The 23,586-nt window shown below is 53.1% G+C and carries 20 protein-coding genes; 4 read left to right on the top strand and 16 right to left on the bottom strand.

Features of this window, described 5'->3' with window-relative positions:
• The first annotated feature begins 267 nt into the window (after positions 1-267).
• Positions 268-981 carry an EAL domain-containing protein gene (locus HVZ39_RS14375; RefSeq protein ID WP_016152875.1) on the top strand — a complete coding sequence of 238 codons (714 nt, stop codon included), beginning with the start codon at positions 268-270 and terminating at the stop codon, positions 979-981.
• 61 nt (positions 982-1,042) lie between these two features.
• Positions 1,043-2,485 carry a protein adenylyltransferase SelO gene (selO, locus tag HVZ39_RS14370; protein WP_181632593.1) on the top strand — a complete coding sequence of 481 codons (1,443 nt, stop codon included), beginning with the start codon at positions 1,043-1,045 and terminating at the stop codon, positions 2,483-2,485.
• On the opposite strand, the gene HVZ39_RS14365 is transcribed toward selO, so the two are convergent.
• From HVZ39_RS14365 to ppsR, 8 genes are all read right to left on the bottom strand, one after another.
• On the bottom strand, positions 2,482-3,261 hold the full coding sequence (locus HVZ39_RS14365; protein WP_181220500.1) for a heme ABC transporter ATP-binding protein: 780 nt from the start codon (positions 3,259-3,261) through the stop codon (positions 2,482-2,484). The two genes, selO and HVZ39_RS14365, sit on opposite strands and share 4 nt — an antisense overlap.
• On the bottom strand, positions 3,254-4,246 hold the full coding sequence (locus tag HVZ39_RS14360) for an iron ABC transporter permease (RefSeq protein ID WP_032947022.1): 993 nt from the start codon (positions 4,244-4,246) through the stop codon (positions 3,254-3,256). Before HVZ39_RS14360 ends, HVZ39_RS14365 begins: the two co-directional genes overlap by 8 nt.
• A complete protein-coding gene (locus tag HVZ39_RS14355; RefSeq protein WP_181632592.1) occupies positions 4,246-5,067 on the bottom strand; it encodes a hemin ABC transporter substrate-binding protein in 822 nt (273 codons plus the stop codon). Before HVZ39_RS14355 ends, HVZ39_RS14360 begins: the two co-directional genes overlap by 1 nt.
• A complete protein-coding gene (gene chuS / locus HVZ39_RS14350) occupies positions 5,064-6,095 on the bottom strand; it encodes a hematinate-forming heme oxygenase ChuS (protein ID WP_181632591.1) in 1,032 nt (343 codons plus the stop codon). Before chuS ends, HVZ39_RS14355 begins: the two co-directional genes overlap by 4 nt.
• A 47-nt stretch (positions 6,096-6,142) precedes the next feature.
• Positions 6,143-8,128 carry a TonB-dependent hemoglobin/transferrin/lactoferrin family receptor gene (locus HVZ39_RS14345; protein ID WP_181632590.1) on the bottom strand — a complete coding sequence of 662 codons (1,986 nt, stop codon included), beginning with the start codon at positions 8,126-8,128 and terminating at the stop codon, positions 6,143-6,145.
• Between the two features lie 74 nt (positions 8,129-8,202).
• Complete coding sequence (gene hemP / locus HVZ39_RS14340) at positions 8,203-8,379, bottom strand: hemin uptake protein HemP (protein WP_137367684.1); 177 nt, start codon at positions 8,377-8,379, stop codon at positions 8,203-8,205.
• Between the two features lie 177 nt (positions 8,380-8,556).
• Positions 8,557-9,603, bottom strand: a complete 1,047-nt coding sequence (gene aroH / locus HVZ39_RS14335) for a 3-deoxy-7-phosphoheptulonate synthase AroH (RefSeq protein ID WP_016152883.1) — start codon at positions 9,601-9,603, stop codon at positions 8,557-8,559.
• 126 nt (positions 9,604-9,729) lie between these two features.
• The gene (gene ppsR, locus HVZ39_RS14330) at positions 9,730-10,563 is read right to left on the bottom strand and encodes a posphoenolpyruvate synthetase regulatory kinase/phosphorylase PpsR (RefSeq protein WP_016152884.1); all 834 of its coding nucleotides are present in this window, start codon (positions 10,561-10,563) and stop codon (positions 9,730-9,732) included.
• Between the two features lie 327 nt (positions 10,564-10,890).
• Between ppsR and ppsA the strand changes: the two genes are divergently transcribed.
• Positions 10,891-13,269, top strand: a complete 2,379-nt coding sequence (gene ppsA / locus HVZ39_RS14325; RefSeq protein ID WP_019076667.1) for a phosphoenolpyruvate synthase — start codon at positions 10,891-10,893, stop codon at positions 13,267-13,269.
• A gap of 95 nt (positions 13,270-13,364) precedes the next feature.
• Here the strand turns inward: ppsA and fadK are convergent, their stop codons facing one another.
• The 5 genes from fadK to HVZ39_RS14300 all read right to left on the bottom strand — a co-directional run bounded on the left by fadK (position 13,365) and on the right by HVZ39_RS14300 (position 18,448).
• Positions 13,365-15,011 carry a medium-chain fatty-acid--CoA ligase gene (fadK, locus tag HVZ39_RS14320; protein WP_181632589.1) on the bottom strand — a complete coding sequence of 549 codons (1,647 nt, stop codon included), beginning with the start codon at positions 15,009-15,011 and terminating at the stop codon, positions 13,365-13,367.
• Positions 15,012-15,093: 82 nt separating this feature from the next.
• On the bottom strand, positions 15,094-15,387 hold the full coding sequence (locus tag HVZ39_RS14315) for a ferredoxin (protein WP_016152887.1): 294 nt from the start codon (positions 15,385-15,387) through the stop codon (positions 15,094-15,096).
• Positions 15,384-16,673, bottom strand: a complete 1,290-nt coding sequence (locus tag HVZ39_RS14310) for an FAD-dependent oxidoreductase (protein WP_181632588.1) — start codon at positions 16,671-16,673, stop codon at positions 15,384-15,386. Before HVZ39_RS14310 ends, HVZ39_RS14315 begins: the two co-directional genes overlap by 4 nt.
• Positions 16,674-16,726: 53 nt before the next feature.
• Positions 16,727-17,662 carry an electron transfer flavoprotein subunit alpha gene (locus HVZ39_RS14305; protein ID WP_181632587.1) on the bottom strand — a complete coding sequence of 312 codons (936 nt, stop codon included), beginning with the start codon at positions 17,660-17,662 and terminating at the stop codon, positions 16,727-16,729.
• A 21-nt stretch (positions 17,663-17,683) separates the two neighbouring features.
• Positions 17,684-18,448, bottom strand: coding sequence for an electron transfer flavoprotein (locus HVZ39_RS14300; protein ID WP_016152890.1), 765 nt, complete (start codon positions 18,446-18,448; stop codon positions 17,684-17,686).
• A 505-nt stretch (positions 18,449-18,953) separates the two neighbouring features.
• Here HVZ39_RS14300 and HVZ39_RS14295 point away from each other — a divergent pair.
• Positions 18,954-19,844 (top strand): AraC family transcriptional regulator, encoded by an 891-nt coding sequence (locus HVZ39_RS14295; RefSeq protein WP_016152891.1) that lies wholly within the window; start codon positions 18,954-18,956, stop codon positions 19,842-19,844.
• 54 nt (positions 19,845-19,898) lie between these two features.
• On the opposite strand, the gene HVZ39_RS14290 is transcribed toward HVZ39_RS14295, so the two are convergent.
• The 3 genes from HVZ39_RS14290 to aroD all read right to left on the bottom strand — a co-directional run bounded on the left by HVZ39_RS14290 (position 19,899) and on the right by aroD (position 23,574).
• Entirely contained in the window at positions 19,899-21,050 is a 1,152-nt protein-coding gene (locus HVZ39_RS14290; protein ID WP_003836610.1) for an acyl-CoA dehydrogenase, read from the bottom strand.
• Positions 21,051-21,063: 13 nt separating this feature from the next.
• Positions 21,064-22,659: an acyl CoA:acetate/3-ketoacid CoA transferase gene (locus HVZ39_RS14285; protein ID WP_181632586.1), complete on the bottom strand. Its 1,596-nt coding sequence runs from the start codon at positions 22,657-22,659 to the stop codon at positions 21,064-21,066.
• Positions 22,660-22,815: 156 nt separating this feature from the next.
• The gene (aroD, locus tag HVZ39_RS14280; protein ID WP_065554677.1) at positions 22,816-23,574 is read right to left on the bottom strand and encodes a type I 3-dehydroquinate dehydratase; all 759 of its coding nucleotides are present in this window, start codon (positions 23,572-23,574) and stop codon (positions 22,816-22,818) included.
• Positions 23,575-23,586: the final 12 nt, after the last annotated feature.

Here is a 23,586-nt window from a genome sequence, read left to right as displayed (position 1 = left end):
TTGTTAGTAACTTCTTATTTCTGCCGCCAGCCGGACAATACCCCTGAACATTAAGAGCGTATCTTGCTAAAAATATGATTTATTCCGAGATATTAAAAAGTGCAAAGCTGGATATTCGCTTATAATCAGGATAAGCTAAAAAAAAGGATTCGATTTACTGGCTATAAAGGGAAAAATGAAAGGGCCTCTACTTGCATCAGCAATAACGTATTTCTCCATCCTTTGCTACAGGATGCCGGATAACACCTATGCAGAGGGGCTGGCACGATGATTGTTTCAATGGATACTCTTTACCATTCAGAGTTCTCTTTTCTCCCTGCGAGAAACGAAAAAGGCGATCTTGAATACGTAGATATCATTACCAGTTTTGCCAGTGCGCAGGGGGATGTGCGTATACCCACCGAGCTGGTCCTACCTCGGATGTCGGACGAAGAGCAATGTCGCTTATTTACCGAAAAGCTTGAATTAATCGAAACGTGCCAACATTTTTTTATTCAACGAAAGGTTTCTGCCTGGATTAATTTAACGCCGGCAATTGCTAATACTTTATTATCAGATACTAAATTTGCTTCACAAGTTGAACGATTGTCATTTCTGGAACTGGCTATTAATGAAAACTATCCAGAGTTAAATAATGGAAAAGCGAATCCAACGCTGGCAGCACTGGCGGCGCGATTTCCATTAGTACTGACAAACTATGGTGCTGGCGGCATATCAAATCGGGCAATTTTTGATGGGCTGTTCAAACGCGTCGTGCTCGATAAAAACTTTGTTCAACAAAGGATTACACATATTTCGTTTGAGCCATTTATGCGGGCTATCCTGGCACAGCTATTTCCCAGCAGTGAGTCAATTATCATTAGCGGTATTGATACACCCGAGATGTTAGCGCGCGTACTGCCTCTGGGATTCAGCGCCATGCAGGGCGCGCTGTGGCCTGCTGTGCCCCCCGCGCAGATAATTTCGCTCGCGAAGATATAACCCTCATATTTGCTGGTGTTTAACAGGCTTTTAACAGTCTACACTAGAGACAGGAGGCCCTATGACCCTGTCTTTTACCACCCGCTGGCGTGATGAATTACCAGCAACCTATACAGCACTTTCACCCACTCCCCTGAAAAACGCGCGCCTGATCTGGCATAACGATGCGCTGGCGGAGCAATTAGCTATTCCAGAGACGCTATTTGATATTCCGACCGGAGCCGGTGTTTGGGGCGGTGAATCGTTTCTTCCCGGGATGTCGCCTTTAGCGCAAGTTTATAGCGGACATCAGTTTGGCGTCTGGGCGGGCCAGCTTGGCGATGGACGCGGGATCCTGTTGGGCGAACAACAGCTCGCTGACGGCTCAACGTGTGACTGGCACCTGAAAGGCGCCGGACTTACGCCTTATTCCCGTATGGGGGATGGTCGCGCCGTACTGCGCTCGACAATTCGCGAAAGCCTGGCCAGCGAAGCGATGCATTACCTGGGAATACCGACCACGCGGGCATTGTCGATTGTTACCAGCGACACGCCGGTGTATCGCGAAACGGTAGAATCAGGGGCGATGCTCATTCGCGTGGCGCAAAGCCATATGCGCTTTGGCCATTTTGAGCATTTTTACTATCGCCGCGAGCCGGAAAAAGTGCGCCAGTTGGCTAACTTTGCGATTCGCTATTATTGGCCGCAATGGCAGGAAGAAGCCGATAAGTATCAGCTGTGGTTTAACGATGTTGTCACGCGTACTGCGACGTTAATCGCGGACTGGCAGGCGGTAGGATTTGCGCATGGTGTCATGAACACCGACAACATGTCGATTCTGGGACTGACGATGGATTACGGCCCATTCGGTTTCCTTGATGACTACGTGCCCGATTTTATCTGCAACCACTCAGACAACCAGGGGCGATACAGTTTCGATAATCAACCGGCTGCGGCGCTTTGGAACCTGCAACGTCTGGCGCAAACTCTGTCGCCATTTATCCCGGTCGAGGCGCTTAATGATGCGCTGGACAGTTATCAACTGGCGCTGTTAACACGCTACGGTCAGCGGATGCGACAAAAGCTTGGCTTCTTTAGCGAGCAAAAAAACGATAACGAACTGCTTAGTGAACTGTTTAACCTGATGGCGCGGGAAAGAAGCGACTATACCCGAACGTTTCGCATGCTCAGTCAGACGGAACAACACAGCGCGCAATCCCCGCTGCGCTATGAGTTTATCGACCGCGCAGCGTTTGACGACTGGTTCACGCGGTATCGCTCACGCCTGCAGCAAGACAACATTGCCGACGCAGACAGACAAACGCAGATGAAGGCGGCTAATCCGGCGATGGTATTGCGTAACTGGTTGGCGCAACGGGCGATTAATCAGGCAGAGCAGGGGGATTACGCCGAGCTGCATCGGTTACACGAGGCGTTGCGTACCCCATTTGTCGATCGTGATGATGACTATGTCAGCCGTCCACCTGACTGGGGCAAACGGCTGGAAGTGAGCTGTTCAAGCTAAGGGGCCAGAAACACCTGTGGGGATCCGTTGGCCGGATGCTGGCCAACGTGTACCTGCGCGCCATACCAGCGTTTCAGGTCATCGGCCTGTAACACGGCCTCAGGCGTTCCCTGCGACACCAGCCTGCCGTTGTGCAGCAACACTATTCTGTCTGCCCACAGTGCGGCGAGATTCAGATCGTGAAGCACAATGCACACATGCAGCTCTTGTGAAGCGGTAAGCGTCTTCAGCAAGCGCAACAGATGCTGCTGGTGGTAAAGATCCAGCGCAGAGGTCGGTTCATCAAGGAATAACCAGCCGCGAGGCGCGCCGTCGCACCAAAGTTGCGCCAGTGCACGGGCTAACTGTACTCGCTGTTGTTCGCCGCCGGAAAGCGCGGCGTATTGCCGGCCCGCCAGCGGTGTACATCCGGTCATTTCCATCACCTGAGCGATAAGTCGAGGTTCCGACCGCGAGGTCCAGGGCGCACGCCCCATCGCGATGACGGCCTCTACCGGCCAGTCAAATCCCAGTTGTGTTTGCTGGCGCATCACCGCCCGATGCCGCGACAGTGTCTGGGTATGCCATTCATCCAGCGGTTTACCCGCCAGCACGCAACGCCCTGTAGCCGGTTTCAGAAAACCGGTCAGCAGGCGCAGCAGGGTGGATTTCCCCGCACCGTTTGGGCCGATGAGCGCCACCAGTTCACCTTTTTCGAGAGCAAGAGAGACGTCGTCAATCACCGCTCTGCCCGCGACGCGATAGTGAAGCCCTTCAGCGATGAAATGTTCAGCCATGCGGTCCTCGCTGACGAAAAATAAGCCATAAAAACCACGGTGCGCCCAGAAGACTGGTTAGCAAACCGACCGGCATTTCCGCAGGCGCAACCGCCGTACGGGCCAGCGTGTCGGCTATCAGCAATAAAAATGCGCCCGCCAGCACGGAACCTGGGATAACGGCCCGATGGTCTGAGCCGAGCCACATGCGCATCAGATGCGGGATAACCAGCCCGATAAAGCCAATTACGCCGCTTACCGCCACGGCTGCGGCAACCAGCAATGCGCTACAAAGTAGCAAAACACGCTGAACGGTACGCACATCTACGCCGAGGTAATGCGCCTCTTCCTCACCTAACTGCAGCAGGTTCAGCGCCGGTGCCAGACGCCAAATGATCAGCACCGTCGGGACAGTCAATGAAGTGACAGCCAGCAGCGTGGACCATTGCGCGGCCCCCAGACTGCCCATCCCCCATAGCGACAGCTGGCGCAGTTGCGCGTCATTACTGACCCACGACAGAACGCCAACCGCCGCCCCGCACAGCGCGTTGATGGCAATACCGACCAACAGCAGACGTGAGAGTGAAGCGTCGCGCTGTTGGCTAAGGATAAAAATAACCACCGTAGCTGCCAGCGCACCGAGAAAAGCGGCCAGCATGGGGGCGTACAGCATCAACAGCGCGGGCAAAGAGACCGGCAGCACTACCCACAGGGCGACGGCGCAGGCGGCTCCGCTGCTTATTCCCAGTAATCCCGGATCGGCAAGCGGGTTGCGAAACAGGCCCTGCATCACGCAGCCCGCGAGCGCCAGAGAACCGCCAATCACCAGCGCCAGCAGGACGCGGGGCAGGCGAATGGTGAGCCAGATTTGACGCAGTGCCTCATCGCCATCACGCCACAGCAGACTTACCGGCAGGCGCAACGCGCCAAAACCGGTGGCCATGATTGTCATCACGACCAACATGAGTGCGAGTGTCCATAAAGAACAACGGATACGTCGCGACATCAGGGCAATTGCTCAGCTTTAGCGCGAAGCTGCAAAATGGCCTGCGGGGTGCGTACGCTAAAGCCGAGCAGCGCCATATCGTCAACCTGCAATACCTGTTTATTTCGTCCGGCAGGCGTCTGCGCCAGGCCCGGCAGCGCCCACAGGTTATCTTCGCCCCCCATCGCCTTAACGCCGTCCTGTGAAATCACCACCAGATCGGGCTGGCTGGCAATGACACCTTCCTGCGACAGCGGCTGATAGCGGTTAACACCCTGCATTGCGTTGCGCAAACCGGCGGCACGAATAGCCGCATCGGCTGCGGTTTGCTGGCCCGCCGCCATCGCGGTCATCCCGCCATGATTGAGAATAAACAGCACGCGTTTGTTGAGTTCAGATGACGGCAGCGCCGCCAGTTCCTGACGGAAGCGGGTGCGCAGCGTTTCGCCATCGGCCTCCCTATGGGTGGCTTCGGCGATGACGCGAATTTTTTCATCAATCACGTTAAGCTCGTTGCTTGCCGGGATCGTCACAACCCTGACGTTGCTCTGTTCGAGCTGTTTTAGCGCCAGAGAGGGCTGCGCCTGCGCGCTGGCAAGGACCAGCGTAGGACGGGTGGCAAGGATCCCTTCGGCGTTGAGTTGGCGCAAATAACCGACATCAGGTAGGGCGTTTGCTGCTTCAGGCCACTGGCTGGTGCTGTCTCGCGCCACAAGGGAAGACTGTGCTCCCAGTGCGTATACAATCTCGGTGACATCGCCACCGAGAGCAACAACCCGTTCCCTGGACGCAGCCAGCGCTACGATGGGCAGTAGCGCAATCAGGACCAGCAGTTTTTTCATGCGGCCAGCCCTTTCGGCGTCAGTGCGTCAATTTGCGCGCGCCATTGCGTCTGCTCCGGTTCGCCTTCCGTTCGTTGACCATACAACTGGGCGATTTGCGTGCCGTCGGCAGCAAACAGTTCCAGGCTGGTGACGTGGCCATCGGCGGTCGGTTTGCGCGTTACCCATGTTTCTGCCACGCTCTCTTCCAGCAGGTGTAAGGTAAATGTCGGGTTGAATATGTTCAGCCAGCCTTTCATCGGCACCAGTTTTTCTATCGCACCGGTGAAAATCTGTACGCAGCCACGATTACCCACAAAGACCATAATTTCATTGCCATCCTGGCGCGCGGTGTCGAGTAACTGCGCCAGAGCGCTATTTGCGACTTTACAGGCCAGATCGTCGCCCACCAGGTTAAACGCCTGTTGGCGGGTGAGATCGTGGCGTTTCAGCAGACCGAAGAACTGGTGTACATCGGTCATGGCTCGCCACTCTTGATCAACAGTCTGCGCATCGACCGTGACGGTGGCTGGAGCAGAAGGGGTGGCGGGTTGCAGCGCCAGAGGCGGGTTTTCAGCGAAGATGAAACGGGTCAGCAACGCAGCCCATTCCTCAATGAGGGTATTCTGTGTGGCATAGACCTTCAGCAGCGCATCCCCCTGATGGTCAAAGAACTGAATGCTCTGACGTTCGCCGTGGGCGGTTGTTTCGCTGATATGGAACACGCTTGCCCACTGATTGAGGAACAGGCGCAGGTCGAGAGCGCGCGGATTGAGTACCAGTCCGGCATGACCGTTCAGGTGCTGATTGGTAAACGCACCAACCTGCTCATGCACCGCATATTCGTTGCGGCATATACATTTGGTTTCGCCGACGGCTTCCAGTGCGCCGAGGATTTCACGCACTTCGCCCCGTAAGCGCCAGGCGTCATGACCGACGCGCGCGAAGGTCAGTTCGGCTTCGCTAATATTCATCAATCCCGCAATATCACGTGCGTATTTGCCCGGATTTTCTTTCTTCAGTTCCAGCCAGCGAGTGTAATGATTCATTGTCTCTTCCTTCCAGATTGCTGCCCCGGCGAACCGGGGAAAAGTGATTACCACTGATAACTCACGAAAATTTTGCCATTACGACCATCCTGCGGAATGCCCTGCGGCGACCAGTACTCTTTGTCGAAGGCGTTGCCCAGTACCAGCGTGGTGGTCATGCCTTTCAGCGCTTGTTGGCCCTGATAGCTCACGTAGAAATCGTTTACCGCATAACCGGGCTGTTTCGTGTAGCTGCTGCTGATATGTGTTGAACGGTCAGCAAAGGTACCTATCCAGCCAACGGAGAAACCGCTGTGCGCAACCGGTACGTTCAGTTTGCTGGTGACGGTATCCGGGTTAATGCTGGAAATATATTCGCCGGTGTCTGTATCTTTGCCGCGCGTACGGTTATAGGCCATGTCGAGGCTGAACAGATCGGCGGAATATTTCGCCATCACGTCCCAGCCCCAGATTTTGGCGTTGGGTACGTTATAGGACATGGTTGTCGCGGCGGCGAAGTCGACGCTGGTGGAGATGTAATCTTTCGCTTTGGTGTCGAAATAGCTGGCTTTAAATTCGAGCGCATCGCTCGCCATCAACAGATCGTCAAAGCGCAGGCCAAATCCGTATTCCTGGGTTTCGTTGGTTTCCGGGCGTAGGTTAGGGTTTGGCACCCAGTAGTTGGTGTAAAAACGGCCAATCGAGAAGTGTTTCGCATCGTTATACATCTCGCCCATGGTCGGCGCACGGAAGGCTTGAGCGTATGAACCGAACAGCATCAGCCAGTCGGTTGGCGCAACGGTGAGCCCGGCGCGGGACGACCATTTATCGGCATCGACATCTTCATAGCCGTCGCTGCTGCCGCGATAAGAGTCATAACGGGTACCGCCCAGCAGCGTAACCGGCAGGTCGCGCAGGGTGATTTCATCTTGCAGCCAACCGGAGCTGAAATCGATTTTTGCCTCCGGGAAACCGGTGGTTGCGCCGCCTGGCTGTTGTTCCTGACGATAGTATTCCCCGCCGTAGGTCAGCAAATGAGATGCAAAAGAGTCGGTAAACAGACGGCTGCGGTTGTCGATTTTGCCGCCTTTGGTGGTTTGTTTGCGAAACTCGCCGGTGTTATCCGTGTTTTGCGCATTAATGCGTGCTTCGGACCAGTAGACGCGGGCATCCGCGTTCAACCAGTTATTGTCGGCTGGAGCAATCGAGTAGGTCAGTTGCGCGTCGCGCTGGATGGTTGAGCGATCGGTCATCGGGTTGCTGGTGGCATCCGCCGCGCTGGTTTGCGGGTTTTTAGGTTCACGGGCGTCATTGTTGTAGTAACGCAGCGAGCCGGCCAGCGTCTGGGCGCTGTCAATTTTCCAGCTGCCTTTCGCCAGCATATTGTTAATCGCTTCGTCGTTTGGTGCCGTAGTACCGTTGCTCTGGCGCAAATCACCGCGATCGCGACTGGACCAGGCAAGCAGTCCGTCCAGCGTATCGGTGCGACCAAACGCGCTGGCACCCATACCGAGGCTGTGATCGCCGGTTGCCGCGGTACCGAACACGCGATAACCGCTGTTTTGTCCGGCTTCCAGCAGATCTTTGGCATCCGCTGTGTCATAGGCGATCACACCACCTAACGCGCCGCTACCGTACAGCAGTGCAGAAGGGCCACGGACGACCTCGATGCGTTTGATCAGCGCCGGATCGAGGAAGGTACTGTTCAGGTGTCCGGTGTCGGTTCCCTGACGAACGCCATCAACCAGCACCAGAACGCCACGTCGATCGTAGCCGCGCAGATTCACGTCCTGGCCGTTAGTGCGACCGGTGCCGTCAAGGGTCAGGCCCGGAACCGTACGCAACAGGTCGGCTGCCGAGCTGGCGGTCTGGTTTTCCGGCGCGGTGGCATCAATCACGCTGACCATCATCGGCGCTTCAAAAGCACTACGGGCATTGCCGGTAGCGGTGACGGTCATATCTTCTACCGCCGCATACGCGACGGCGGGCAGGTTACTGATAATCGCCAGCGCCAAGAGCGAAGGGCGCAGGGATGCAGTGTGCAGGTGTGGCATAGCAACTCTCCATTAGGAAATCGAAAAGCGCTGGCTGCCTGGGTACTACCTGGGTGGCTGGCGAAAAGTGGTGTTTATTTGGTCAGAATGAGTTTTCCGGCTTGTGTCTGGCGCAGCAGATAGAGCTGACCATCGTGTTCTATGATCACACGCCCCTCTTTGCCCAGCAGACTTTTACTGTCAATTCGGCGCTCGTTTGGCGCGACGGCAGGCGGTGTTTTTTCTTTTGCGGGCGTTGTTGTGTTATCCATACGTGAATAGTGTTTAAAAATAACAATCAATTTAACAATGATAATCATTATCATCAAACTGCAAAATTGCGGCAAGCCTTTTTGTGAAATAATTGTGACGAGAATAGATTTTGTACAATAAGGAGGGGAAAACAAAGGATTAGCACCGGGCAACGTGATGTTACCCGGCGAACAGCATTAAAAACGGCTATCAACCGCAGAGGCGAGTTTTTCAACCAGTAGTTCAGTATCTTCCCAGTTCAGGCACGGGTCGGTAATGGACTGGCCGTAAACCAGCGGCTGGCCGCTAACGATTTTTTGCGTACCTTCACGCAGGAAACTCTCCGCCATAATCCCGGCAATCGCCGTCGAACCATTGCGAATTTGCTGGCACACATCATCACAAACGTCTAACTGACGACGATGCTGCTTCTGGCAATTGCCATGGCTAAAATCGACCACCAGATGTTCAGGCAGGGAAAATTCGTGCAGGGTATCGCAGGCGGCGGCAATATCTTCAGCATAATAATTCGGCTTTTTACCGCCGCGCATGATGATATGCCCGTAAGGATTACCGCTGGTCTGATAAATGGTCATCTGGCCGGTTTTATCCGGAGAGAGGAACATATGGCTGGCACGGGAGGCGCGAATCGCATCGACGGCAATACGCGTATTGCCATCCGTACCGTTTTTAAAGCCGACCGGGCAGGAAAGCGCAGAGGCCATTTCACGGTGGATCTGGCTTTCGGTGGTGCGTGCGCCAATGGCTCCCCAACTGATTAAATCGGCAATAAACTGACCGGTCACCATGTCGAGGAATTCTGTTGCCGTGGGTACGCCCAGTTCATTGACCTGCAACAGCAGTTTGCGTGCCAGTTCAATGCCGTGGTTCACGCGGTAGCTGCCGTTTAAATCTGGGTCGGAAATTAAGCCTTTCCAGCCCACTACGGTGCGCGGTTTTTCAAAATAAGTGCGCATCACGATTTCCAGACGCGCCTGATGTTTTTCGCGCAGCGCCTGTAAACGCGTCGCGTATTCCATGGCGGCATCAAGATCGTGAATCGAGCAGGGACCTACGATCACCAGTAAACGAGCGTCTTCACCATTTAATATTTTTTCTATCCGGCGTCGGGAGTCCGTAACATGACGGGCGACGGAGGACGAAACAGGATGCCGTTGCGCAAGCTCTGCTGGAGTGACCAGGTTGTCAATACGCGCAGTACGGAGTTCATCGGTTCTGTTCATTACTTGTCTCAGAAATTTGTTGCTTCAACGGCAGGACTACCGGGAAGTGATGTATATCACAATATCATACTCATCCTGCCTGGTGGCGAGCATAATAACAAAAAATCGAACCAATGCACTAGCATTCTAGTACATGCGGCGATTCAGCCCCATGATGTCGAGGATCTTGGTAGCAATCTCTTCTACCGAATAATTGGTACTGTTCAGCCATGGGATCTGGTTTTTCCGGTACAGCGCTTCCACCTCAGCAACCTCCATCCGGCACTGGCGCATTGAGGCGTAACGGCTGTTTTCCCGGCGCTCTTCGCGGATGGCCGCCAGGCGCTCAGGGTCAATGGTCAGGCCGAACAATTTATGCTGTAACGGCTTCAGGGACGCTGGCAGCACCAGATTATCCATATCATCGGCAATAAAGGGGTAGTTGGCCGCGCGAATGCCAAACTGCATGGCCAGATACAAACTGGTCGGGGTTTTACCGCAACGGGAAACGCCAAGCAGGATCACCTGCGCCTGATCGAGGTTGCGCAACGAAATACCGTCGTCATGGGCGAGGGTGTAATCAATGGCGGCAATGCGCGCGTCGTACTTGTTAAGGTTGCCGGGGTTCAGGCCGTGGGTACGATGGGCGATCGGCGTAGGGTCGAGCTTCATCTCTTGCTGCAGTGGGGCAACCAACGCCTGCACGATATCCTGACAAAATCCTTCGCTTTGCAAAATGATCGAGCGAATTTCCGGCAAAACGATTGAGTAAAACACCAGAGGGCGCACGCCAGTTTGTTGATAGATCGCGTCAATCTGGTCTTTAACCGCTCGCGCACGACTCTCATTTTCCACAAACGGCAGCGTAATGCTGCTGATCGTAACCGGAAATTGCGACATTACCGCGTGGCCCAATACCTCGGCGGTGATGGCCGTACCATCAGAAATATAAAATACGTGACGATCAACAGCATTATCCATTTTGCTCATCCTGGGGCTGACATAATTCTCTGAAAGCATAAATTAAAATTCGCCAGAAGCGAATATTGCTGCATCTATTTTGTAAAATGAAACGGTATTTTTATATTTACTGAAAAGTACATTTCATTTTCGGAACAAATGTTTATACCGGTAGTTTTTGTGGTGATCCCCTGTGGCTCGCGGGTTTGCGCAAATGCGGAAACAATCTGAAAAAATAAAAAATAAAGTTGCTTGAACGATTCACCGTTTTTTTCGCTGAAGTAAATATGCAAAGATAATTACGCAAAATTGAGTTTCCTAACCTCGTTCATATATAAGGATTGTTCGATGTCCAACAATGGCTCGTCACCGCTGGTGCTTTGGTATAACCAACTCGGCATGAATGATGTAGACAGAGTTGGGGGCAAAAATGCCTCCCTGGGTGAAATGATTACTAACCTTTCCGGTATGGGTGTTTCCGTACCGAATGGTTTTGCAACGACCGCCGATGCGTTTAACCAGTTTCTGGACCAGAGCGGTGTAAACCAGCGCATTTATGAGCTGCTGGATAAAACGGATATTGACGATGTCACCGAGCTTGCGAAAGCCGGCGCACAGATCCGCCAGTGGATTATCGACACTCCTTTCCAGCCGGAGCTGGAAAATGCCGTCCGCGATGCCTACGCGCAGCTGTCAGCAGACGATGCCCATGCCTCTTTTGCCGTGCGCTCTTCCGCCACCGCAGAAGATATGCCAGATGCGTCATTTGCTGGTCAGCAGGAAACCTTCCTCAACGTCCAGGGATTTGATGCCGTACTGGTTGCTATCAAACACGTCTTTGCCTCGCTGTTTAACGACCGAGCAATCTCTTATCGCGTTCACCAGGGTTATGACCATCGTGGCGTGGCGCTCTCTGCTGGCGTTCAGCGGATGGTGCGCTCAGACCTCGCGTCTTCCGGCGTAATGTTCTCCATCGATACCGAATCCGGTTTCGATCAGGTGGTGTTCATCACTTCCGCATGGGGCCTGGGCGAGATGGTCGTGCAGGGTGCCGTTAACCCGGATGAATTCTACGTGCACAAACCGACTCTGGCGGCAAACCGTCCGGCGATCGTCCGTCGCACAATGGGTTCGAAAAAAATCCGCATGGTCTACGCGCCAACCCAGGAACATGGCAAGCAGGTGACGATTGAAGATGTACCGCAGGAGCAGCGCGACATTTTCTCCCTGACCAACGAAGAAGTGCAGGAGCTGGCGAAGCAGGCGGTACAGATCGAGAAGCACTACGGTCGTCCGATGGACATCGAATGGGCGAAAGACGGTCATACCGGCAAGCTGTTCATTGTGCAGGCGCGTCCGGAAACCGTGCGCTCGCGCGGCCAGGTGATGGAGCGTTATACGCTGCATGCTCAGGGTAAAATTATTGCTGAAGGTCGTGCTATCGGTCACCGCATTGGCGCGGGTCCGGTCAAAGTCATTCAGGACATCAGCGAAATGAACCGTATCGAACCTGGCGACGTCCTGGTTACCGACATGACCGACCCGGACTGGGAACCGATCATGAAGAAAGCGGCGGCGATTGTCACCAACCGTGGCGGTCGTACCTGTCACGCGGCGATCATTGCCCGTGAACTGGGGATCCCGGCCGTGGTTGGCTGTGGTGATGCCACCGAGCGTATGAAGGATGGTGAGAAAGTCACAGTCTCCTGCGCCGAGGGTGATACCGGTTATGTTTATGCTGAGATGCTCGACTTCAGCGTGAAGAGTTCCAGCGTGGAAACCATGCCGGATCTGCCGTTGAAGGTGATGATGAACGTGGGTAACCCGGACCGGGCTTTCGACTTCGCCTGTCTGCCAAACGAAGGTGTCGGCCTGGCGCGTCTGGAATTTATCATCAACCGCATGATTGGCGTACACCCGCGTGCGTTGCTGGAGTTCGATGACCAGACGCCTGAGCTGCAAAACGAAATCCGCGGCATGATGAAAGGTTTTGATTCCCCGCGTGAATTCTACGTTGGTCGTCTGACGGAAGGGATCGCCACGCTGGGCGCGGCGTTCTATCCAAAACGCGTTATCGTGCGTATGTCAGACTTTAAGTCCAACGAATATGCCAACCTCGTCGGCGGTGAGCGTTATGAGCCGCATGAAGAGAACCCGATGCTGGGCTTCCGCGGGGCGGGCCGTTACATTGCTGATAGCTTCCGCGACTGTTTCGCGCTGGAATGTGACGCAGTGAAACGTGTCCGTAACGATATGGGCCTGACTAACGTTGAAGTGATGGTACCGTTTGTACGTACCGTTGCCCAGGCGAAAGCGGTAGTGGAAGAGCTGGCGCGTCAGGGGCTGAAACGCGGTGAGAACGGACTGAAGATCATCATGATGTGCGAGATCCCGTCTAACGCCTTGCTGGCCGAACAGTTCCTTGAGTACTTTGACGGTTTCTCCATCGGTTCAAACGACATGACGCAGCTGGCGTTGGGACTGGACCGTGACTCTGGTGTGGTTTCTGAACTGTTTGACGAGCGTAACGACGCGGTGAAAGCGCTGCTGTCGATGGCGATTCGTGCAGCCAAGAAACAGGGCAAATACGTGGGTATTTGCGGTCAGGGTCCATCCGATCACGAAGACTTCGCTGCCTGGCTGATGGAAGAGGGGATCGACAGTCTGTCGCTGAACCCGGACACCGTCGTGCAGACCTGGCTGAGCCTGGCTGAACTGAAGAAGTAACATCATGCCGGATGGTGGCGTAAATGCCTTATCCGGCCTACGGTTAGTATGCAACGTAGGCCGGATTAGAGGTGTTAGCATCGCCATCCGGTACTTTACCCTTCAACGCTTTCCACACTCTCCACGCTCAAACGCTGAATGATATCCTGACGCAACTGGTATTTTTGTACCTTGCCGGACGCCGTGCGCGGTAACGTTTCGACAATGACGATGTGTTCCGGATATTTATACTTTGCCACCCGTTTGCGACTAAAAAAGGCCACCACTGATTCCAGCGACAGCGAATGATGCGGCGGTTTCAGCACCACATAAGCGCACGATCGTTCACCTAACCGATCGTCTGGCATCGCGACAACGCAGGCATCATGAATGCGCGGATGCTGTAATAAAATATCTTCCACTTCGCGGCTGCTGATGTTTTCCCCACCGCGCACAATAATATCTTTTTTACGCCCGGTAATTTTGATGTATCCCGCTTCGTCCATGCGGCATAAGTCGCCACTGTAATACCAGCCATCTTTATCCAGCGCGCGGGCGGTTAGTTCAGGCTCATCGAGGTAGCCCATAAAAACATTGGGACCACGCGAGGCCTCTTCACCTTCGATCCCTGCAGGCAACGTATTGCGCGCTTCATCGACGACTTTAATTTCCACGCCTGCGGCGGCATATCCATCGGTGTTCATCATGCGTGAAAGTGAATCGTCGAGATTGACCAGCGCATGCGGCGAGCTCTCCGTCGAACCATAGATGCTTAACAATTTAATGCCGCGCTGTTGGCAGTCACGGGCAATCTTTTGCGGAATGGTGGTGCCACCGCATAAGAAAAAACGTAGTGATGTGAGATCACAGGGCCGTTTTTCCAGACTACACAACATGTCGTAGACGAAGGGGGTTGCACCGAGCACGCAGGTACAGCGTTGTTGCTCGAGCAGTTCAAGACAGGCGGTTGGGGTGAATATATCCAACAATACGCTGCGTGCGCCGATTAAAAACGGCGCGGTAACGCCATGCAAAAAACCGGTAGCGTGTCCCAGTGGGGCGGGCATCAAAAACACATCCTGCCAGGTGAGATTGAGACGGGCACAGTAGGCGCGTTCGCTGGCAAGGATATTGTTGTGGGTTAACATTACGCCTTTCGGCATTCCCTCGGTCCCGGAGGTAAACAGCACGGCAGCCAGTTCATCGGCGTGAACGTTAATAACCTGGGTTAATGGCGGAGCCTGAAGCAGTTGGCTGAACGCCAGCGAGGCGGTGGCCGGTGCCAGTTTATCTACGGCGACAATCTGTTGCAGATGCGGCAACTGGTTTTGCAAGGGGAGGATCAGATCAACCGGTCGGGTCTGTTTAAACAACGTCGGTGCGAAAAAAATCTTCGCTTTGCATTTGTTCAGTACCCACACCAGTTCCGCTTCGCGCCAGGCAGGCAGCAGTGGTACGGAAACGGCCCCGGTTTTCAGGCAGGCCAGGTAGATAATGGTGAACTCGCACCAGCCAGGCAACTGAAAGGCAATGCGATCGCCGGGTTGGATCCCGCAGGCTACAAACCAGGTTGCCAGACTGCTGGCAGCATCGTCGAGTGCAGCGTAGGTATATGAAGCGCCATGATTATCAACCACGGCGATTTTATCCGGCATGGCTCTGGCGGTTTGGTGCCAGTAATCGCCAAGCGAAGCATCTCCCCATAAACCCAGTTGTCGCCAGGCCTGGCGACGTTCGGCGTTAAACGTAAGTGTGATACTCATGAAGTTATTCCCAGGATTATTTCGGCATACATCTGACCGGATGGCCGGCGCGGCCAATCCGGCGTACAACATGCAAAATCCATTAGCCGTAGCGGAAATCAACGCCAAATGTTCCGAGCGGGTATTCCCATTGTGTGAGGATCGTGTCACCGCACAGCACCCGGCAGGTGCCGCACTCCAGGCAGCCTGCGGAATCAAAATGAATATTTCCACTCTCATCCTGTTTATACAGTCCGGCGGGGCAGGCTTTCAGCAACTTGCGAAATTCATTAAGGTCGGGATGTTCAGCCAGAATGATGTGCGGGTGGCCTTCATCAACATTAAATTTATTGACGCCCAGTTTGACGTCGACGTTAACGTTAGTGTCCTGATTCATAGTGCGGTGGCCCCCTTGATGCCGTCTTTCAGTAAGTTCATCAGCCCAATTTGCCTGGCATGGGACATGATCATCTTGCGAACGGGCTGATTTGGGCTTCCGTCAACGGTAAACATATCGTTCATGATATCGGCCACCATGCGGGGATACTGGGTGAACAGGCGCGGGTTTTCCATCAGCGCCGGGATCTTGCGAAAATGCTGTAAATCACGCATCACACAGCCCTGTTCGAGGGCGCGTTTGTAATCTATCAGGCTACTGGCCGAGTAATCCTGGCGCTCTTTTGCTGCAATGGCTGTTTGGGCGGCGGCTTCTGCGGAAGCTATCGCCAAATCCATGCCGCGCACGGTATAACCCAGATTCAGACAGAAACCAGCGGCATCGCCGACGATCATTACCCCGTCATCAACCAGTTTCGGAACCATTGCCAGACCGCCTTCCGGTACCATATGTGCGGAATACTCCAGCAGTTCACCGCCGGCAATCAGCGGACGAATAGTCGGGTGTCGCTTAAAGTCTTCCAGCATTTGCGGAATGCTTTTCGTGGCATGGGCAATATCCCCCAGACCACACACCAGGCCCAGAGAGATGGAATCCTGGTTGGTATACAGAAATCCGCCTCCCATCAGTCCATCAGACGGTGAGCCTGCGAACAGCCAGGCTGCACCTTCGTTGCCTGACAGATTGAACCGATCCGCAATCACCGCCGACGGTAAGCCGATCAGCTCTTTTACGCCAACGGCATAGTGCTGCGCAGAAGAGGGGGGAACCATCCCCAGCGACCGTCCCAGCATAGAATTAACGCCATCGGCAAGGATGACAATATTGGCTTCGAGGATATCGTCCCCGGCTTGCACTCCGGTGACCTTATTGCCTTCGCGAATTAGCGCGTCGACGCGCACGCCGGGGATGAACTGCACGCCAGCCTGTTCCGCTTTTTCCATTAGCCATGGGTCAAGCCGGTTGCGCAAAACGGTGTAAGAGTCCTGCGCTGGCGCGTTGTCTTTTTCACGATGGAAGTCGAGGGTAACGGCGCTCTCTTCGGTCAGGAAGGAGATTTTTTCGCGGGTGACTTTACGTTCGAGAGGCGCTTCCTGCGCGAATCCGGGCATGATGCGCTCAAGGCTATGCGCGTAGAGTCTCCCGCCGGTCATATTTTTACTGCCCGCACTGTTGCCGCGCTCAATGACCAGTACGTCCAGTCCGGCCCGGGCCATAACGTAACCTGCCATTGTACCCGCTACACCAGCACCGACCACAATGGCATCAAATTTTTCATCTGACATGCTTTATGCTCCTTTCCCGCCGCGAGGGCAGCGGGAGATGTGCGTTAACGGGATTAGCGGCTGAGATGGTCGATTAGGGCCGGAACCACTTTGTAGATGTCGCCCACCAGACCGTAATCGGCGTAATTGAAAATAGGGGCTTTTTTATCTTTGTTGATGGCGACAATGACTTTCGCGCCGTTACCGCCGACCATATGCTGAATTTGTCCTGAGATGCCCAGCGTGAGATACAGGTCTGATTTCAATAACACGCCAGAAACGCCAATGTAGCGTTCGCGTTCCATCCAGTTTTCGCCTTCGGCAATCGGTCGTGAACAACCCACTTCAGCACCCAGCACCGATGCCAGTTGGCGCACCATTTCCAGATCGTTTTGCGCCACCAGGCCGCGACCCACACCCACCACGCGCTTGGCTTTGCTGAGATCCACGCTGCTCACGGATTTGGCGCGACGCTCCAGGCACATCACTTCATAGTGCGGCGCGATGTACGTTGCTGAGACAACCGGGCAGTTGTGTGAGGCGTTTTCCGCGACCGGTTCAAGCTGGCCTGGGGCAAGCGTGATAATCGCCAGCGTACTTTTGATTTTTTCTTTGCCAAATGCCAGACCACCATACATCCGGTGTTCGGCGAACAGTGTGCCTGCATCCAGCGTTACCGATGTGGCGTCGTTCACCATCGCTGCGTTGAGCTGAATGCTTAAGCGTGCGCCAAGAGATTTGGCTCGTTTAGTCGCGGACATCAGCAGCAGCCCGGCGTGTTCCTGCATCAGGGCGGCGATGGTCTCAGCGTAATTTTCAACACGCTGTAAACCGGAGGTTGCGTCGAGCACGACTATCTTATCGGCGCCCAGGGCTTGCAACTGATTGGCCTGGTCGCTGCCTTGTACGATAAGGTGTACCTGCTCACCCCACAGGCGAGCGCCGGCCATTAATTCTGCATAGCGTTCTACGTTATCGCTGAACACCCAGACGTTGGCTAATTTACTCATGATGATTTCTCTCCGTTGGGCTTAGTTCAGGGCTTTTTTCAGGTGTTCAGCCAGTTCGGCAATGGCTTCTGCTGAGTCATTTTCCAGAATGATGTGCTGACGTTCTGTTTGCGGCGGCACGGTAAGGCTCACCAGTTCCGCTAACGGTGACGCAGGTATCCAACCAATATCGCTGGCTTGCCACGGGGTGACCGGTTTTTTACCCGCGCCCAGAATCGCCTTCATCGAGGGAATACGCGGTGTGTTGATATCCGACGTCACGCACAGTACAGCGGGGAGCGGCAGATCAATTACTTCGACTTCATCTTCAAGCGTGCGCTCAACCACAAGGCGATCGCCGTTACGTTGGATGCTGCTGACGGCATTAATCACCGGGAGCTGTAATAGTTCGCCAACCAGTAAGCCGACCTGCTGCGCGTAGATATCCCCCGATCCTTCACCGAACAGCATCAGGTCGAAATCCATATTTTTGGCCGCACAAGCCAGCGCCTGAGCGGTATCCCGGGGTAATGAATGCTCCAGTTGTGGATCCTGCACCATATACAAACTGTCCGGCCCGCGGGACAGCACGTCTTTACGCACTTTGGAGTTTTGTAGTAGCGACCCGCCCACCGTTAAGGCGACGATTTCATCACCCTCTGCGCTAAGCTGCGCTGCGGCCTCTATCGCATTTAAGTCAAACTGGCTGATTTTGGCATCGGCCCGGTCAAAGTTAAGCGAGCGCTGTGGGGTAACAACAATGTCCTGTTCTTCAGGCACCAACTTAAAGCAGGTTATTATTTTCATGGCATCTCCAGTGATTCTCGTGTGGATGATGACGTGGTGCGTCATTATCGACAGTAGGGAAAATTGACTGAAAATAGTGTGCGACAGAGGGAGGGCTGTTTTCGACGGGGAAATCTGTTTTCATTGCCAACAATCTTGCAAAAAAAATGTCCCGGGAATGCCTGGTTTATCAGCAATAATCAGACGGTGCGTCCCAGAGGAAAAAACGGGAACACAAGGACAGTGAAAATAATTGCGAAATGCATCATGTTTTTAATCGCCTCTGCGCTGAATTTGTTTCTTATATGTAAATTATTAATGCAGACTTAATAACATTTATTCTTTTTGATTATTATAAAACGCAAATAATCAATGGCAGCAATGTACCAAAGCAAAAGGTGTCATCTTGCAGACGGCGCAAATAATTTTGTTTCGCCGGGAAGGAATAACGTTGTATAACGTCATTATCATTTTTATTTTCCGATATTAATAATCCCAAAATTGCTGCCTTTAGGTGGAGGTTGTCATGTATCAACGCTGCTTTGATAATGCCGTGGAGACCCTTTTTGAACAGGGGAAAACCCCGAGATTCTCGCGATTCGTCATCAGTGATGACCCTAACTGGGAGTCGGGTCATCACGTTCACGATAATGAAACAGAGCTTATTTATGTCAAAAAAGGGGTCGCAAGATTAATTATCGATTCGTCGCTGTATGTCGCGCATGCCGGGGATATCGTGGTGATAGAGCAAGGGCGACTCCATGCGGTTGCTTCGGATAGTAGCGCGCCTGCAACGACTTACACCTGCGCGCTCTACGGTTTTCGTTTCAACGGCTGGCAGGATAATCAGCTATTGCAGATGCACTCGTGTCCGGTGATTAGCGTTACTCAGGGGAAGGAGGTTATTAAGAGTATCTTTAATGAGTTGGGAGTTATGCTCCCCCAGAGCAAAAATAACCTGACATCTTCAGCCTACGACGCTTTTGCTTATGCTTTAACCGTTTTATTTTACGAAAACTTTAAAAATGCCTATCGTTCTGAGCAAGGTTATATTAAAAAAGATGTCTTAATTAAAGATGTGCTGGTTTATTTAAATAATAACTTCCGTGAAAAAATTACTCTCGATCAGTTATCCAAAAAATTCCGGGCCAGCGTGAGTTATATCTGCCATGAATTTACTAAGGAGTATCGAATTTCGCCGATCAATTATGTGATTCAGCGACGAATGACCGAGGCGAAATTTGCCCTGACTAATACGGAAGCTTCGTTAGCGGAAATCTCCTGGCGGGTAGGGTATGAAAATGTCGATCACTTTGCCAAACTCTTTCAGCGGCATGTGGGTTGTACCCCCAGTGATTACCGCAAGCAGTTTAAAAATAATCTGGTTGAGCAGGAATGCTTGATGCCAGAGGTCTGATTATCCTGGCTCGTGCCGGAAAACGCTTGTGCGCTATCCGGCACGAATTACCGCTTACTTATTCTGGTAATCTTTCAGGATTTGGCGTCCGGCGACGTAAATCATAATTTCGTCGGTGCCGCCGCCAATGCGCTCGCAGCGAACATCGCGCCAGAATCGGGAAACGCGCGCTTCATCGGTGTAACCCAGCCCGCCCATGATCTGAATGGCGTCATCAATCACTTCCATTGCCGTGCGGGCGCAATACAGTTTTGCCAACGCCGCGCTGGTCCGCAGCGACTGTTCCTGATCGGCCTGCCAGGCCACTTTCAACACCATATTGCGCATGTTTTCAATTTTAATCGCCATCAGCGCCAGTTTTTCCTGGATCATCTGGTTATGGCCAATCGGTTTACCAAATGCGATGCGCTGGTTAGCGTAACGGGCGGCATCTTCGAAGGCGCACTCGGCGAAACCGGTACTACGCGCGGCGTTGATCAACCGTTCCATCTCAAAGTTGTACATGACGTTGAGGAAGCCCATGCCTTCTTCGCCGACCATATCGCTTTCGTCTACTTCAACATCATCAAGATAGACTTCGCAGGTGCTGAGCATGTGCCAGCCGATTTTATGCAGAGGATTAACCTTAATGCCGGGTTTCTTCGAATCCACCCACCACAGCGTAAAGGCTTTCTTCGGATCTTTCGGCTCCGGATCGCGAGCCAGTACCAGCATATAAGGATACTCTTTAGCGCCGGTGATAAAGGTTTTTTGCCCGTTGAGATATACCTTGCCGTTTTTGCGGGTGTAGCTGGTGGTGGCGCTGTTATTGTCTGAACCTGCTCCCGGTTCGGTTAATGCCAGCGCATAAGCCGGATCGCCCGTTTCCATGGTGCTTTCTGCTGTTTTACGTAACTGCTCGGCGGAGCCAAAACGACGCATACTGTGAATACACTGACCGTTCGTGATTAAAAAAGCGGGTGCGCCGCATTTGGAAACTTCCATCAGTGCCAGCATCTGCGTGACGTAATCTGCCGGGATACCGCCGAATTCTTCCGGAACGCCCAGCATTGAAATACCGTTGTCCGCAAGGGCGCGCATAAACTCTTTCGGATAGGTAGCCGTCTGATCGCAGGTACGGAAATATTCCTCCGGGAAATTGCTGGTAATCAGTTCGCGAATGCTGGCAAGCAGCAGTTCTTGTTCTTCAGTTAATGAAAAATCCATCAGGGTACTCCTTTTAATTGGCGGCATCGGGCAATATAAAACCCATCGAAGCATCGATAAATAATCTTTCGTCCATCAGTTTCAGTTCCGGAGAAATAACCGGAGGGAAATCCATTTTGTCCAGAATGTCTTCCTGCAAAGAGACTCCTGGCGCAATTTCGACTAAATGAAGGCCATCTTCTTTTAACGTAAATACAGCACGCTCGGTGATGTAACGCACATCCAGTCCGCGCTCGAGTGCAATTTTTCCGCTGAAAGTGACTTCAGGTAATTCGTTGACGAATTTTTTCACCCGGCCTTCCTGCACGATATTTAATTTGCCATTGGCAACTTCCGTTTTCAGGCTTCCGGCAGTTAACGTGCCGCAAAATATTATTTTCTTCGAGGTGGCGCTAATATCGATAAAACCGCCGGTTCCCATAATTTTGCCATTGAATTTATGTACGCCGACGTTGCCGTGGCGATCCACTTCGGCGAAGCTTAAATAGCATACATCCAGCCCACCGCCGTGGTAGAAGTCAAACTGGGAGGTCATATCCAGAATCGCGCGGGTGTTGACGTTGGCGCCAAAAGCGATGCCCTGGGAGGTAATTCCGCCAATCGGGCCGGTCTCGACCGTCAGAATAAAGTCGTCAGCGCAGCCTTCTTCGCGTGCAACGAGACCAATACCATCGGCGATACCCACGCCAACGTTGCCGACCGCGCCTTTACGCATTTCGAACAGGGCGCGTCGGGCCACCAGTTTACGCTGATTGAGCTGCAGGGCAGTCTGCTGGCTGTCATCAAGGACAAAATCGCCCGAGATAAAGCGGTTAACCGGCGCACCGCCGTACAATTGAGTTTGATCGGGATCGATGACCACAATATCGACCAGATAGCCCGGAATACGCACGGCTTTTGGGTGCAGTGTGGCTTTCTTCACCATTTTTTGCACCTGCATCATGACGATACCGCCGTTGTTGTGAACGGCCTGAGCAATCACCAGCGCGTCGAGATACATAACTTCATCTTCAAACGTGGCGTAACCTTCGCTGTCGCAGGTGGTGGCGCGAATAAAGGCGATGTTTGGCGCAATGGCTTTGTAGTAGAGGTACTCTTTGTTATCAATTTCCACCAGCTTGATCAGATCTTCGGTGGTCACTTCATTCAGCTTTCCGCCCTGTTGGCGGGGATCGACAAATGTTCCGATACCGATCTCACTCAGAATACCCGGCTGGTGGGCTGCCGAGGCACGCAGGGTCTGGGTTAATACGCCCTGAGGATAGTTATAGGCGGCAATTTTATTCTGCTCAGCGAGGTCAGAAATTCGTGGTGATTGTCCCCAGTGGCCGCATAATGCCCATTTGACTAAACCTTCCTGTGCTAACGGGCTAATTCCACGGTCAGCACGGTCACCTAATCCCGTTGGGCTAATCAATGATAAGTTTCGGGGTGAGTGTGCATTTTTATATTTTTCAGCCAGCGCGTTAATTAATGTTGTTGCTTCGAGAATACCGCCGCCTGCGCCTAATACACAGAGCGTTGCCTCATCAGGAATATAATTAATGGCATCCGCTGCGGATAATACGGGGACCCGACCATCAATGCGTTTTGGTCTTGATAATTTCATGTGAACTCCAGATTATATGCGTGCGACTACCTGTCGCTATATTCGACAATAATAATGTGAGTTATTTAATAATGTCCGGCCATCTGCCCGATATTCGGGATTAAGCGAATATCTGGGGCAGGGCATTACTGATATTAATATGGATAAACAGTACTATTACGCCTGATGCAATATGGTCAAAACGGTACGTAGGTCGGTGACCGAAATTTGCCCAGGGGCAGAGGCTTTTTTCACCGCGCCAAAGGTTGCCGCTGAACCGAAAACCTCACCGGACAGACGTGAAATCACCCCTGTTTTAGCCATCGACATGGTAATGATCGGGCGATCGGCATAGCGTTCCTGCATTTCCAGCGTGGCGCCAAGCAGGGTCAATACATCCGTCTTGTTTTGCGGCATCAGGGCGATTTTCGGGATATCAGCGCCAAGCTCCTGCATTTTACGCAGGCGCAGGACAATCTCTTGTGCCGCTGGCGTCTTATGGAAATCATGATTCGACATAATGACGGCGATATTTTTTGCATGTGCATATTCGACGGTGGCTTTAATCAATTCGTCACCGGTGAAAAGCTCCAGGTCAATCATATCGACCAGACCGCTATCTACCGCCGCACGGTTTAGCGCAATATAGTTTTCGACAGCCAGCGCCTGTTCACCACCTTCTTTGGCACTACGGAAGGTGAACAGCAGCGGTTTGTCAGCCATCACCTCGCGGATGACGCGTGCAGCTTCCAGTACGGCATCAACGGAGGACACCTCGGTGAAATGGTCAACGCGCCATTCCAGAATGTCGAAATCCGCCTCGCGATAGGCCAGCGCTTCGCTTTTTACCGTTGCGATGTCTTTACCCATCAGTGAGACAATGATCTTCGGCGCACCCTCGCCAATGACGAGGTTTTTTACGGTTACGGTTTTCATCGATTACCCTTT

Origin of the sequence: Citrobacter sp. RHB35-C21 (assembly GCF_013816515.1) — a bacterium.
Taxonomy (GTDB): Bacteria; Pseudomonadota; Gammaproteobacteria; order Enterobacterales; family Enterobacteriaceae; genus Citrobacter; species Citrobacter braakii.
The sequence above is the reverse complement of the archived record's forward strand: the minus strand, read 5'-3'. Positions and strand labels throughout refer to the sequence as shown.

Excerpts from the sequence above, each read along its gene's own strand:
- HVZ39_RS14365 (WP_181220500.1), bottom strand. The coding sequence starts at position 3,261 with ATGGCTGAACATTTCATCGCTGAAGGGCTTCACTATCGCGTCGCGGGC.
- HVZ39_RS14295 (WP_016152891.1), top strand. The coding sequence starts at position 18,954 with ATGTATCAACGCTGCTTTGATAATGCCGTGGAGACCCTTTTTGAACAG.
- HVZ39_RS14290 (WP_003836610.1), bottom strand. The coding sequence starts at position 21,050 with ATGGATTTTTCATTAACTGAAGAACAAGAACTGCTGCTTGCCAGCATT.
- selO (WP_181632593.1), top strand. The coding sequence starts at position 1,043 with ATGACCCTGTCTTTTACCACCCGCTGGCGTGATGAATTACCAGCAACC.
- HVZ39_RS14375 (WP_016152875.1), top strand. The coding sequence starts at position 268 with ATGATTGTTTCAATGGATACTCTTTACCATTCAGAGTTCTCTTTTCTC.
- aroH (WP_016152883.1), bottom strand. The coding sequence starts at position 9,603 with ATGAACAGAACCGATGAACTCCGTACTGCGCGTATTGACAACCTGGTC.
- HVZ39_RS14345 (WP_181632590.1), bottom strand. The coding sequence starts at position 8,128 with ATGCCACACCTGCACACTGCATCCCTGCGCCCTTCGCTCTTGGCGCTG.
- HVZ39_RS14305 (WP_181632587.1), bottom strand. The coding sequence starts at position 17,662 with ATGAGTAAATTAGCCAACGTCTGGGTGTTCAGCGATAACGTAGAACGC.
- HVZ39_RS14355 (WP_181632592.1), bottom strand. The coding sequence starts at position 5,067 with ATGAAAAAACTGCTGGTCCTGATTGCGCTACTGCCCATCGTAGCGCTG.
- hemP (WP_137367684.1), bottom strand. The coding sequence starts at position 8,379 with ATGGATAACACAACAACGCCCGCAAAAGAAAAAACACCGCCTGCCGTC.
- ppsA (WP_019076667.1), top strand. The coding sequence starts at position 10,891 with ATGTCCAACAATGGCTCGTCACCGCTGGTGCTTTGGTATAACCAACTC.
- fadK (WP_181632589.1), bottom strand. The coding sequence starts at position 15,011 with ATGAGTATCACACTTACGTTTAACGCCGAACGTCGCCAGGCCTGGCGA.
- aroD (WP_065554677.1), bottom strand. The coding sequence starts at position 23,574 with ATGAAAACCGTAACCGTAAAAAACCTCGTCATTGGCGAGGGTGCGCCG.
- HVZ39_RS14300 (WP_016152890.1), bottom strand. The coding sequence starts at position 18,448 with ATGAAAATAATAACCTGCTTTAAGTTGGTGCCTGAAGAACAGGACATT.
- HVZ39_RS14315 (WP_016152887.1), bottom strand. The coding sequence starts at position 15,387 with ATGAATCAGGACACTAACGTTAACGTCGACGTCAAACTGGGCGTCAAT.
- ppsR (WP_016152884.1), bottom strand. The coding sequence starts at position 10,563 with ATGGATAATGCTGTTGATCGTCACGTATTTTATATTTCTGATGGTACG.
- HVZ39_RS14360 (WP_032947022.1), bottom strand. The coding sequence starts at position 4,246 with ATGTCGCGACGTATCCGTTGTTCTTTATGGACACTCGCACTCATGTTG.
- HVZ39_RS14310 (WP_181632588.1), bottom strand. The coding sequence starts at position 16,673 with ATGTCAGATGAAAAATTTGATGCCATTGTGGTCGGTGCTGGTGTAGCG.
- chuS (WP_181632591.1), bottom strand. The coding sequence starts at position 6,095 with ATGAATCATTACACTCGCTGGCTGGAACTGAAGAAAGAAAATCCGGGC.
- HVZ39_RS14285 (WP_181632586.1), bottom strand. The coding sequence starts at position 22,659 with ATGAAATTATCAAGACCAAAACGCATTGATGGTCGGGTCCCCGTATTA.